The 13,481-nt window shown below is 39.5% G+C and carries 10 protein-coding genes; 5 read left to right on the forward strand and 5 right to left on the reverse strand.

What is annotated here, in order from left to right:
* Nucleotides 1-45: 45 nt before the first annotated feature.
* The 5 genes from IEV74_RS09635 to kynU form a co-directional block, all read right to left on the reverse strand.
* Nucleotides 46-1,395 (reverse strand): CoA-disulfide reductase, encoded by a 1,350-nt coding sequence (locus IEV74_RS09635; RefSeq protein WP_188455166.1) that lies wholly within the window; start codon nucleotides 1,393-1,395, stop codon nucleotides 46-48.
* Between the two features lie 267 nt (nucleotides 1,396-1,662).
* The gene (locus IEV74_RS09640; protein WP_188455167.1) at nucleotides 1,663-3,006 is read right to left on the reverse strand and encodes a sodium-dependent transporter; all 1,344 of its coding nucleotides are present in this window, start codon (nucleotides 3,004-3,006) and stop codon (nucleotides 1,663-1,665) included.
* Nucleotides 3,007-3,257: 251 nt separating this feature from the next.
* Nucleotides 3,258-4,100, reverse strand: coding sequence for a tryptophan 2,3-dioxygenase (gene kynA / locus IEV74_RS09645; RefSeq protein WP_188455168.1), 843 nt, complete (start codon nucleotides 4,098-4,100; stop codon nucleotides 3,258-3,260).
* Nucleotides 4,101-4,154: 54 nt separating this feature from the next.
* The gene (gene kynB, locus IEV74_RS09650) at nucleotides 4,155-4,793 is read right to left on the reverse strand and encodes an arylformamidase (protein WP_188455169.1); all 639 of its coding nucleotides are present in this window, start codon (nucleotides 4,791-4,793) and stop codon (nucleotides 4,155-4,157) included.
* Nucleotides 4,793-6,061 carry a kynureninase gene (kynU, locus tag IEV74_RS09655; RefSeq protein WP_188455170.1) on the reverse strand — a complete coding sequence of 423 codons (1,269 nt, stop codon included), beginning with the start codon at nucleotides 6,059-6,061 and terminating at the stop codon, nucleotides 4,793-4,795. The genes kynB and kynU overlap by 1 nt, the downstream gene beginning before the upstream one ends.
* 379 nt (nucleotides 6,062-6,440) lie before the next feature.
* On the opposite strand from kynU, the gene IEV74_RS09660 reads away from it, so the two are divergent.
* From IEV74_RS09660 to IEV74_RS09680, 5 genes are all read left to right on the forward strand, one after another.
* Nucleotides 6,441-7,619, forward strand: coding sequence for an LL-diaminopimelate aminotransferase (locus tag IEV74_RS09660; RefSeq protein WP_188455171.1), 1,179 nt, complete (start codon nucleotides 6,441-6,443; stop codon nucleotides 7,617-7,619).
* A 5-nt stretch (nucleotides 7,620-7,624) separates the two neighbouring features.
* On the forward strand, nucleotides 7,625-9,289 hold the full coding sequence (locus IEV74_RS09665) for a thiamine pyrophosphate-dependent enzyme (protein WP_188455212.1): 1,665 nt from the start codon (nucleotides 7,625-7,627) through the stop codon (nucleotides 9,287-9,289).
* 44 nt (nucleotides 9,290-9,333) lie between these two features.
* Entirely contained in the window at nucleotides 9,334-10,833 is a 1,500-nt protein-coding gene (locus IEV74_RS09670) for an aldehyde dehydrogenase family protein (RefSeq protein ID WP_188455172.1), read from the forward strand.
* Nucleotides 10,834-11,108: 275 nt separating this feature from the next.
* On the forward strand, nucleotides 11,109-12,281 hold the full coding sequence (locus IEV74_RS09675; protein ID WP_188455173.1) for a saccharopine dehydrogenase family protein: 1,173 nt from the start codon (nucleotides 11,109-11,111) through the stop codon (nucleotides 12,279-12,281).
* Nucleotides 12,282-12,699: 418 nt separating this feature from the next.
* Nucleotides 12,700-13,470, forward strand: coding sequence for an IclR family transcriptional regulator (locus IEV74_RS09680; protein ID WP_188455174.1), 771 nt, complete (start codon nucleotides 12,700-12,702; stop codon nucleotides 13,468-13,470).
* The last annotated feature ends 11 nt before the right edge of the window (nucleotides 13,471-13,481 follow it).

Consider the following 13,481-nt stretch of genomic DNA (forward strand, 5'->3'; position numbering starts at 1 on the left):
AAGAGCCCCCAAATGGTATTTAAACCGTTTGGGGGCATTTGCCTTTTATGACTGTTTTTCTATCATCGATTCTGCTTTATACCCAATTATATTCAGTGGGTCTTTCGGTGAAGAATAAGGTGGAGCGTAGGCAAGTTCTAATTCAGCTAAATCTGCCACACTTAAGTTTCCTTTGATTGCTGTAGCTATAACCGCAAGTCGTTTGTCTGCACCTTTTTCTCCAATAATCTGTGCACCTAGGATTTTTCCATCTCCTGGTTTAAATAATAATTTGATCGAAATTTTTTCAGCACCAGGAAAGTATCCTGCATTTGATAGCGCATCATGCCTCACCTCTTGAAATGGAATACCTTTTTCGGTAAGTGAAGCACTATTATGCCCGGTCATTGCTACTGTCAAATCAAAAACCTTTAAAATAGAAGAGCCAAGTGTACCTGCATATGGTGCAGCTGTATCCGCCAAATGATTTGCTATAATATAGGCTTGCCGATGAGCTGGCCATGCTAGTGCTACATTACTTGGTGTATCAATTAAATAATCTGCCGTTTCCGCTGCATCTCCCAGCGCATAAATGTCAGGATCAGATGTCTGCATGTATTCATTTACAACTATTGCCCCGGTTTTCCCAATTGTAAGACCGGCTTGATCTGCAAGCTTAGTATTCGGTTTAATGCCTATTGCAAGAATGGTCATATCAGCCTGCAGACTTTTGTTGTCACTTAGTTGCAGTGTTTCCCCATTATCTGTAAAAGCATCAAGGGAATTCTTTAATAATAGATTGACTCCTTTAGCTTCTAAATGCTCTTGAATAATTGCTGCCATATCTTTATCAACTAATTTCATGACATGTTCCGAACGATCAATAATTGCACAATCCATATTCAGTTTTTTAACATTTTCCGCCATTTCCAATCCGACGAATCCGCCGCCAACAATTGCACATGAACGTGGTTTCTTATCTTTTATAAATGCATTTATTCTATCCATATCTGGTATTGTCCGTAATGTAAAGGAATTATTTTCGTTTCGCCCTTTTATCTCGGGAACAAATGCAGATGCACCTGGAGATAGGATTAGGGTGTCATAGGATTCTTGATGTGTTTCTGCCCCGGTTTCATATGTAACATGTTTCGTTGTTCGGTCAATATCAGTTACTTTGGTATTAATTCGTACTTCCACTTGATATTTTTTTGCAAAACTATCCGCGTCTCGTAATAAATCTTCTCTTTCTTTAACAGTTTTACCTATAAAATAAGGCATACCGCAATTGGAAAAAGCTATATGTTCCCCCTTTTCAAATAGAATAATTTTGGAATCCTGATCAAGTCTGCGAATTTGTGAGGCGACTGTTGAACCACCACCAACTCCGCCAACAATAAGAATTTTTTTAGGCATCATTTCCACTCCTCGTTTTAATCAATACTATTACTTTACCCTTATTTAACGTATTATAAGCGAATTAAAAAGGTGCTGGTGCATAAATGAAGACGTTTGGCTAAAAAGACGAACGATTGCAGGATAGGAGGTTTTGAACGTCACTTACTGATAATTGGCAGTAAGGATTACGAAAATCCAAAAAGAAAAATCCGAACTAATACAAATTCTAATTGAAGAATTCATGGTTCGGATTTTTCTTTGACTAAGTTCCAGCATCTTTTTTAATTAAATAATTCCTAATGATCCTAGGAATACAATTATAATCGTAATGGGCACTAGCCAGCGTATTAATTGAAACCATAATTGATATGTTCCGTTAGATAGGCTGTGGCCATTCGAAAATTCCTGTTTTACAAGTGTTTTATCCATTCTAAATCCAATAAAGATTGCAATCAATAAGCACCCAACTGGAAGAATAATATTACTGACAAGAAAATCACTTGCGTCAAAAACGGTAAGCCCAAATAGCTTGAAATTTGCTAAAGAGCTTGATGATAATGCGGCAGGTATTCCTGCTATAAAAACAATTATCCCTGCAATCCATGCTATTTTAGTACGTGAACGATCCTTTTTAACAGTGAATGCAGAAGTGATAATTTCCAGCATGCTAAATGATGATGTTAAAACTGCAAATAAAAACAGCAGCAGAAATAGACTTAAAAATAGTTCGCCGAATGGCATTTGTGCAAATGCTTCCGGCAACACCATGAATAATAATCCCGGTCCCTCCGCAGGTTCAAGCCCAAATGAAAAGACGATTGGGAAAATTGCTAACCCAGCTAATAGTGATACAAAAATGTTCATGATTGAAACGGATCCTGCAGACATTGGCAGGCTAACATCTTTTTTCAAATAGGAACTATACGTGACCATTACGGATATTCCAACAGCAAGTGAAAAGAATGACTGTCCAAGTGCATAAAGCACACTTTCTCCTGTGACTTTTGAGAAGTCAGGCTGCAGAAAGAAAGCTAAACCCTCCATTGCTCCATCAAACGTAACAGAGCGGATAACCAAAATGATAAAAAATACAAATAATAATGGCATTAATAATTTACTTGCTTTTTCAATCCCGTTTTTAATTCCAAATGAAATAACAACTATATTAATTATCATAAATAAAGCGTGTCCTAAAATTGTAATTCCCGGGTTACCAGTAATTGTAGCGAATAACTGTTCATAATTAGCTGAATCCTTGATAATTAAACCGGGAATAGACATGGCACTGTAAATAAGTACCCATCCACCTACAACACTATAAAACGACATTAGAACAAACGCACCAAAGACCCCTAATTGTCCGACGATTGGCCAGCTGCTCTTGGGTGCCAAGGCTTTATAGGCACTGACAGCCTCCTTTTGTGCACCTCTCCCGATAATAAATTCTGCAATTAATAAAGGTAAACCGATTATAATGGTAAATCCAATAAATAATAGGAAAAAGGCTCCTCCACCATTCATTCCAGTCATATATGGAAACTTCCATATTGCCCCAAGACCGATTGCGGCCCCGGCAGAAGATAAAATAAAACCAAGCTTAGATGACCATTGATCTGTTTTTTTCTGCATAATTGCCTCCCTAGTTGTTGTGAATGGTTTATTTATAAAAATACCACTATTAAGCTATACAGTGCAAGTCCGGGACAGGTATACTGTCCCGGACCATATGATGGTAAAAACTATTTACTATTGAATGTTGGGTTAATAAATTCCATTTTATTCAAGAGGCTTGGGGCCAGAGATGCATCATAAATACGCCGCCTTTTACCGAAACTACAGAAGTACAAATAATTACGTATAGTGTGCACTTTAGATGGATACTACAGTTTTGTCCGTATCTCCCATAATTCAGGAAAGAAATAATGATCCAGAACTTTTTTCAAATAACCGACACCTGATGACCCGCCGGTTCCAGTTTTGTGTCCAATAATTCGTTCCACCGTTTTCATATGGCGGAAGCGCCACTGCTGGAACCAGTCTTCGATATCGACAAGTTTTTCCGCTAACTGATACAGCTCCCAGTGGGTATGAACATCCTGGTATACTTCTAACCATGCTTGTTCAACAGAAGTATCCATTTCATATGTTTTTGAAAAATCACGATTCAGCACATCTTCGTTAATATCAAATCCTTTACGGGCAAGCGCTTGAATTGCAACATCGTATAAGCCAGGAGCATAATATGCCTCTTGTAAAACGGCATGTACCTCCGGATTCTTCTGATATATTTTTAGAATAAATGGTGTTTTATAGCCAAGAACAAATTCAACCAAGCGGTATTGATACGATTGAAAACCTGACGCATTGCCCAGTTTATCACGGAATTCCATGTACTCAGCCGGTGTCATCGTTGAAAGAACGTCCCACGCCTGAATAATTTGCGATTGAATTTTTGATAAACGCGCAAGCATTTTAAACGATGCTTGCAGGTCATCACGCTTTATTGCCGACACTGCTGCTTTTGTTTCATGGATGATTAATTTCAGCCAAAGTTCACTGACTTGATGGATAATGATGAACAGCATTTCATCATGATGATCTGATAAACGTTTTTGACTTGTTAATAATGTATCAAGCTGCAGATAATCGCCATAAGTCATTTTCTCTAAAAAATTTGTATGAATCCCTTTTTCTGATTGGAATGTTTTATTTGATTCTGTCATCTTAAGTCTCCTTTTAGGTAAAGCGTAGTCGGGTAGGTACAGATTTATGGATTATTATTTTTCAATACGTCTAATCACCGCTCTTACAGGACTGCCATCTGCACCCTGAATGGCAAGCGGCAAAGCGATAAGTTCATAATGGCCAGCAGATATATGGTCCAACATGATATTTTCCAAAATGTATATACCATTGTCATGCAGTGCATGATGGGTAGCTAATTCATTGCTGTCAGGTGCATCAACGGAAGGCATGTCTACACCTAATAATTTAATTTCTTTTTGTTGCAGGAAAGGTGCGATTGCAGGATCTAACACTGGCAATTCTTTTGGGAAGCGCTTAGGATTATTCGGCAGGGAAGTACGCAGCAAGATACGTGTGACATCATCTTCCCATTTGTAGCCTTCTAATAGCTTAGGTGTGATATTAGTGACATGACTTACATCGATAACAGCTGCTTTCCCAATGTATATATTCACATCCAATTGATCTATTGTCGTACCGTTATCATCAAAATGGAAGGGCGCATCAACGTGAGTCCCCATATGAACGCTTGATGTGATTTGTCCGATGTTAACCGATCCGGTTTCTTTTTTCGTACAGGCTAATTCAAATGAAAATGGTGTGTCTCCCGGCCAATGGGCAATATCGTTCGTAAGTGGTTGTGTAATATCAATCCATTTATTTTCAGACATTATGCAATAACACCACGCTTATTTTCAAATTTATTATAACGTTCTTCAACCATAATGGTTTTTAAAATCTTTACTGTTTGCCATACTTCCCGAAACGTATTGTATAAGGCTACAGGTGCTAAACGAATGCCATTCGGTGTACGGAAATCCGGAATGACACCATCTGTTTTAAGTGCTTTGCAAATTCTAGCCGCTTCCTTATGTTCGAGAAAAACATGTCCGCCTCGTGCTGCATCATCTTTAGGATTAGCAATAGTAAATCCATACCCGGAAAGTTCAGCTTCTATTAATTCCATAAGATAATTCGTTAAGCGAAGTGATTTTTCACGAACCCGTTTGATACCAGCTTCTTGAAATAATTCCAGTGTCCCAAGCAGTGGTGCAGAACTTAAAAGATGGGGTGTGCCTATTTGGTATGCACCGGCATTTTGTGCTGGTGTTAATGTATGTTCCATATCAAATTGTTTTTCTTTATCTGAACTGAACCATCCAGCAAGTCCTGGTTCATTTCCGAAATGTTTTTTATTTACATATAGACTTGCCACACTTCCCGGTCCTCCATTTAGGTGTTTGTAATTGCACCAAAAGGCGAAATCAACGCCCCATTCGGATAGATGATGGGGAATGGAACCGATGGAGTGGCATAAATCAAATCCGATTATTATTCCGCGTTTATGTGCTTCATATGTTAATGTTTTCATATCTAATATCTGTCCACTGCGGTAAAGCACACTTGGCAATACAATCAATGCAACATCGTCCGTCATTGCTGCTATGATAGACTGTGTGTTTAATGTGTTACCGTCTTGACTTTTTACTTGAATTAAATGACTAGTATCATAGCCTTTTAATTTTAGCTGGCTTTTTAAGGCATAAATATCCGAGGGGAAATTTAATTCATCCGCAAGTATTTTCGTTTTTCTGCCCTCAGGGTTATAGAAACTCGCGACTAGCTGATGCAGGTTGGTTGTGGTTGAACCCGTCACAACTACCTCTTCAGGTTCAGCGCCAACAAGTTCACAAGACATGGATCCTAATTTTTCTGAGAGGTAGTACCACGGCTGTGCACCTTCAGACCAGCCATCAATAGCATATCGTTTCCATGAATTTAGTATTGATTCTACTGATTGTTCAGCTCTTTTTGATAGCAATCCTAGTGAATTCCCATCAAAATAAATAGTATTATTAGGTATATAAAATTCATCCCGAAAGCTTTTTAAGTCATCTTGCTGATCTAAATAAGCAGCATAGGTTTTTTCTGTATTCATAGAAATAACACCTCGCAATTTTTGTTTATCTAAACTATATAATTCTAATTCAATAGTGTCAAAGTGTTGAAGAATAGTATTTATTCCAGAATTCGATACTGTTTTTCTGTATAAAAAGGATTTCTGAAATAGATATAGAATACTTGGAATAGATAGTAATACACTTACATTGTACGATGTGATTATGGAATAATTTGTATGTTTGGGATATCAGTAAAATAAGATGGAGGTTAAATTGATTAATGGTTTGCCCGCTAAATGAGCATTTTTCACTATTTATTATCTGTAAATTATAAACAGTTGCAAATTTATAAATAGTAATTTACACTAGTATTACATATATGAAATAGCGTTTCATTAAATGAAATGGGGTGTGGAGATGACTTTCGCTTCTGATAAGATTAAGAGCTTGCCGCCATATTTATTTGCTGAGTTTCAGAAAAAGAAAAAGGCACTTGAAGCAAACGGTGTAGATGTAATCGATCTCGGAATTGGGGCACCTGATCTTCCAGCACCGAATTTTGTAATTGAAAAGTTAGCGGAGGAGGCGAAAAAGTCTGCAAACCATCGCTACTCAAACTATAGTGGATGTCTGGAATTCAGGGAGGCAGTAGCTGAATTTTATAAAAGTCACTATAATGTTGATCTAGATCCAAATACAGAGGTACTCACCTTAATAGGCTCTAAAGAAGGTATCGCCAATCTTATTCAGGCAGTTATTAACCCGGGGGATTCAGTACTTGTGCCTGATCCAGGATACCCAGTGTATCGCAACGGCGTTCATTTGGCTGGTGGGGAAAGTGTTCGTCTTCCGCTTGATACTGAAAATGGATATATACCGCTTTACAATGAAGTATCGGATGAGGCATTAGAAAAGGCTAAACTAATGTTTTTAAACTATCCGAGCAATCCAACATCGGCAACAGTTCATCTTAATACTTTTTTGGAAGCGATTACAATGGCGGAACAATATAATATTGTTCTTGCCCATGATGCTGCATACGATCTTGTTACATTTGATGGCTATAAAGCTCCAAGTGTTATGCAGGCACCAAATGCAAAAGATGTAGCGGTGGAATTCGGTTCTTTGTCCAAAAGTTTCAACATGACTGGGTGGCGTATTGGCTATATTGTTGGCAACAAAGAAATAATCCGGGCGCTGTCTACGTTAAAAAGCAATATTGATACTAGTCAATTTCTTCCTATTCAAAAAGCCGCTGCTGCTGCATTAAGAAGCGATTTCTCCGCAGTTGTGGCAAATAATAAAGTATACGAGGAGCGCATGGAAAAACTGCACACTGCCTTAAATGAGGCTGGTATTTATTCGGAGAAGCCAAAAGGTACTATTTTCCTTTGGGCACGTGTTCCTAAAGGATTTTCTTCATTGTCATTTTCCAACAAAATGTTAGATGAGGCTGGAATCATTGTTACGCCAGGTTCTGCATTTGGCAAATCAGGGGAAGGGTTCATTCGTATTTCCTTATCTGTAAAAAGTGATCGCTTGGATGAGGTAGCCAAAAGAATAAAAGCGATGGATTTGAAGGAGGTGACGAACTAGTGGAAATGAAACTATCTTCTGAAACTAGAATATTAACGGGTGCACATGCAATTGTTGAATGCATGAAAATAGAAGGAATAACTAATGTTTTTTGCGTGCCGGGTGAAAGTTATTTACCGGTTTTAGATGCTCTTTACGATGAGGATTCCATTACTGTTATCTCAGCTAGACATGAAGGTGGGGCTGCATTCATGGCAGAAGGTTATGCGAAATCCTCGCTAAAGCCTGGAGTTGTTTTGGCAACTAGGGGAGTAGGTGCTGCAAACCTTTCGATTGGCGTTCATACAGCCTATCAGGATTCAACGCCAATGGTCGTATTTTTAGGTCAGGTACATAGCAAATTTAGGGGGAGAGAGGGATTTCAGGAAGTTGATTTAGAACGGTATTTCCAGCACATTGCAAAATGGGCAGTTGAAGTAAAAGATCCTGAACGAATGCCTGAGATTGTCCAACGGGCATTCCGAATTGCTCAAACCGGTAGACCGGGCCCTGTGGTTGTATCGCTTCCTGAGGATGTACTTCCGGTTGAAGCGAATATGTACTTTGGCCCTCACACAATTAAACCAGCTCCTGCTCCGTCAAACGATGAAATAAAAAGAATAGAATCTGTATTAATGGAAGTACAGCATCCGTTAATTATTGCTGGAGGCGGAGTGAAAAGCGCAGAGGCGGAGGATGCACTTTTAGCCTTTGCCGAAAAATACCGAATTCCAGTAGCAGCCGCTTTTCGCAGGCATGATGTGTTCCCGAATGACCATCCATTATATGTTGGCCATCTTGGTCTTGGATTAAATAAAAAAGTATTACAAACGGTTGGGGAAGCTGATGTTATTTTAGCTTTTGGTACTAGGTTGTCAGAAGTAACAACGCAAGACTATAGCATTATTGATTCAGCCAAAAGACTCGTTCACATTGACATTGATTATGCGTCAATTGGAAAAGTATATGCACCGGAAATCGGAATCGTTGCTGACCTTAATCAAGCATTAAAAAGTTTAATTGATATTAATGTAACCCCATCCTGGAATGCTTGGGTAAAGGAGCGCCGAAGTGTATATGAATCCATTAGCCGGCTGACTGTTACAGATGACGATGCTATTAATAAGCATATTATTGCAATGCTCGAACGTAAATTACCGAAGAATGCATTATTAACTAACGACGCTGGGAATTTCGCTGGTTGGCTGCATGCATTTTACCCTTTTACTGAATCACATACTTATGTAGGGCCAACTTCGGGTGCAATGGGTTACGGTATGCCAGCAGCACTTGGAGCAAAGCTTGCTTTTCCCGATAAGCAGGTCGTTTCGCTATCCGGTGATGGTGGCTTTATGATGACCGCACAGGAACTTGAAACTGCAGTTAGAAATAACATTCCTGTCATAAGTCTTGTATTTAATAATAACATGTATGGAACCATCCGAATGCACCAGGAGATACACTATCCTGGGAAAGTTATGGCGACGGATTTAGGAACTGTTTCGTTCGCCAAGTTTGCAAATAGTCTAGGTGCAGATGGATTTGCTGTAAAAACAGTGAGTGAATTTGAGAATGCTCTTGATCACGCTCTGGAAAGTCAAAAGCCAACTGTAATTGAGATTATTACAGAAAAGGAACAAATTTCTGTTTCATCTACAATTGGGCAAATTCGTAATCGTTCTAAAAAATAGCGTATAACACTTTTAAATAGAAAAATTTTTAGGAGGTAATTTAGATGGCTGAAACATTACTTGAGGTAAAACAACTTACAAATTTTATTAACGGAGTATGGGGTGAATCTGGCGGTAAAACAACTGCAGTGATAAATCCGGCGACTGGTGAAACAGTTGTTGAGGTTCCGTTATCAGGTGCTGAAAGTGTAAACGAAGCTGTAGCTGCTGCAAAGAGGGCACAAAAGGAGTGGGCATTAGTACCAGCGCCTCAACGAGCTGAAGTGTTATTCCGTGTAGGGACCCTGTTGAAGGAACGGAAAGAAAAGCTTTCTCAGCTATTGACTATGGAAAACGGTAAAGTCATCGAGGAAGCTCGCGGAGAAGTTCAGGAAGGTATTGATATGGCCTTTTACATGGCAGGGGAGGGCCGTCGTTTATTCGGTCAAACAACGCCATCAGAGTTAAAAGATAAATTTGCGATGAGTGTCCGGGCACCAGTTGGAGTAGTTGGTATTATTACACCATGGAATTTCCCAATTGCCATTGCTACATGGAAGTCATTCCCGGCAATTGTTGCAGGAAATGCTGTTGTGTGGAAGCCGGCAACAGAAACTCCAATCATGGCTTATGAGCTGGCGAAGATTTTCGAAGAGGCTGGCCTGCCTAAAGGTGTTATCAATGTTGTATTTGGTTCTGGATCGACGGTTGGTGACGCAATGGTAGAACATGATGATATTCGAGTTATTTCGTTTACAGGTTCAAATGATACTGGACGGAATATCGCTGGTAAGTGTGGCCAGCAGCTGAAAAAGGTTTCCCTTGAAATGGGTGGTAAAAATGCTGTTATTGTAATGGACGATGCTGATCTGGATTTGGCTGTAGAAGGTATCCTATGGAGTGCATTTGGGACTAGTGGACAGCGCTGTACAGCATGCAGCCGCGTGATCGTGCATGAAGCTGTTAAGGAAAGGCTGGAAGAGCGTTTACTTGTGGCAATGGAAGGGTTGACTATTGGTAATGGATTGGATGAAACGATTAAAGTTGGTCCAATTATTAATAAATCCGGGCTTGAAAAAATTAAGTCTTATATCGAAATTGGAAAAAATGAAGGTGCGAAAATGCTTGCAGGCGGTTATGTAATGGATGAAGGTGCACATGCAGAAGGTAATTATTTTGCCCCAACATTATTTACTGATGTGACAGAAGACATGAGAATTGGTCAAGAGGAAATATTCGGACCAGTTGTATCGCTTATTCCAGTAAAAAGCTTTGAAGAAGCAATTGAGGTAAACAATGGTGTGACGTACGGATTATCAAGTTCCATTTTCACTGGTGATGTAAATCGGGTATTTAAAGCACAGCGTGATCTTGATACAGGGATTGTTTATGTAAATGCAGGAACATCAGGTGCGGAAATACACCTGCCATTTGGTGGAACAAAAGGGACAGGTAATGGCCATCGTGATTCCGGAGTAGCCGCACTTGATGTATTTACCGAATGGAAAGCAGTTTATGTAGACTACAGCGGAAAACTCCAACGCGCACAAATCGACGTAGAATAATGAAGAAAAGCGGAGGCGACCGGTTGGGGGTGGACGCGTAAGCAAGGGGCCGAAGAACGCAAGGGTTTAGCGTTCGAAGTGCCCATTGCTTACGACGGTAACCCCTGGGAGCCGTAGCTAGACAGAGAAAAGCGGAGGCGACCGGTTGGGGGTGGACGCGTAAGCAAATGGCCGAAGAATGCAAGGGTTTAGCGTTCATCTGTTGCTTTCGCTCCCAATACTGCTTGTCCACGCATAGTTAAACAAATACGAATTTCATACAAGGAGTGGATTGAATGAAAATTGGTGTTTTAGGCTCAGGATTAATGGGGAAAGAAGCTGCACGCGATTTAGTTGCGAGTGAAGGAGTTGCATCTGTCGGATTAGCAGATATTGATATAGATCGGGCTCAATTAGTTTGTGATCAATTGAATTCTCCCAAACTAAGAGCCTATCAAGTAAATGCAAGTGATGAAGATGAATTAGCAAACTATATGATGCAATTCGACGTTATTATCAATGCATTGTTTTATTCCTTTAATGAAGTTGTTGCTAAAACCGCAATTAAGGTTGGTGTGAATTCGGTTGATTTAGGTGGACATATTGGTCATATGACAGATAAAGTATTGGCATTGCAGGAAGAGGCAAAAAATGCTGGTGTTACGTTGATTCCTGATTTAGGTGTTGCACCTGGCATGATTAATATTTTGTCTGGCCATGGTGCTCGTAAACTGGATAAATTAGAATCAATTAAATTGTATGTTGGTGGTATTCCGGTCAGACCAGATCCACCATTTGAATATAACCATGTTTTTTCTATGGAAGGTGTTTTTGACCATTACACAGATCCTTCGTTAATTGTTAGAAATGGAATAAAACAGGAAATTCCTTCTTTATCAGAGGTGGAGCCGATTTATTTTGAAAGGTTTGGGCCATTGGAAGCATTTCATACATCCGGAGGTACGTCAACCTTATCGATTTCATATCCAGATTTAGAAACGTTAGAGTATAAGACAATTCGATATCCAGGACACGCAGAAAAGTTTAAGCTTCTAGTAGATTTAAATCTGACTCGAATGGATTATGAAGTTGAATTAAATGGACAAATGATTAACCCGCGCGAGGTATTTCTAAAGGTACTCGATCCTATTGTCGATTTAAAGGATAAAGATGATGCTGTACTGCTTAGAATTCTGGTATCTGGTAAAAAAGATGGGAAACCTGTGACATACGAATATGAAATGACAACGTATAAGGATAGGGGAACAAATGTTACTGCAATGGCACGTGCAACGGCCAACACGATTTCAGTAGTTGCGCAAATGATCGGAAATGGTACAATTACAAAAAGGGGTGTTTATCCACCTGAGCAAATTGTTCAAGGAGACACCTATATAACGGAAATGGAAAAACGCGGTGTTAAAATAGTTGAATCTAATAATCTAGCGAAAACGCATGTGAATATATAATTAGCCATCCCTCTGTTTGGCAGAGGGAGGCTTTTTTTAAGACAGCACTTTTCGTATAATTAGGAGCATTTTAATTCGCATTTTCCGTAAAATGCGACGTAATGAAATGCTTAGACTACCGTTTCGGAAATACACTAATGTGATATTTTATAACTTCATACGTTTATAGGGATGAGGAAATAAAAAAGCATATTCATACCTGCTAGCAGCCCGTATACACGGAGACTCCTGTGGGAGATGAGGCATCGGTGAGACCCCGGAGCGCGTCAGCGTGAGGAGGCTCATCAGCCGCCCACGGAAAGCGTAGTGTATACGGGCTGTGGGGTCAATGAGCAACGTAAAATGCAAAATTTACGTCGCAGTTTACGTCTTATGTATAACAATAATCTAGCCCTAAGTTTAAGGAGTTATCACGACCATGAATCAGAGTGTTATGAAGGCACTAAAATTACTAGATTTATTTACGGAGGATAATCCGGAATTAACATTAAAAGAAATTTCCCAAAGAGCCAATCTGCCTAAACCAACAGCATATAGGCTATTATCTGCACTGGAATCAGCCGCTTTTTTGAACAAAACAAAGGAAAATGAGCATGATAGCCGCTATCGCCTTGGTTTGAAATTATTGGAATTGGGACAGATCGTTTCAGACCAGCTGGAGCTAAGAGGAATTGCCTTGCCGTTTATGGAAGATTTGGCTCAAGAGATTAATGAAGTGATCCACTTAGTTATTGTAAATCAGGATGAAGCCACGTACATCGAAAAAGTTGAAAGCAGCAGAGCACTTCGGTTATATACAAGAATTGGTAAAAGCTCGCCACTATATATTGGATCAGGTCCTAAAATGCTTCTTGCTTTTATGCCCAGGGACAAGCAAGAAGCTATTATAGGTGATGGAGAGCTATATTTTCTTGGTAATCATAGACCAATAGATAAAAAGGCTTTAAAGAAAGAACTAGCGAAAATTCGCCAAGAGGGATATGCTTATAGTATAGGAGAACAGGATGCCGATACTACTGGAATCTCTTATCCAATCTATGATTATCAGGGTCGTGTAATCGCAGCCTTAACTGTTAGTGGGTTATCGAGTCATTTTGAGGACGACAACCTTACATTCATTAAGAATGAAACAAAAAATACAGCACGTGCAGTCTCTGAAAAACTGGGGTATCGTGGTGCTAAACTTTAAGCAATTCTTGG

The sequence above is a fragment of the Virgibacillus oceani genome (assembly GCF_014638995.1).
In the GTDB taxonomy this organism is placed as follows: Bacteria; Bacillota; Bacilli; order Bacillales; family Amphibacillaceae; genus Virgibacillus_E; species Virgibacillus_E oceani.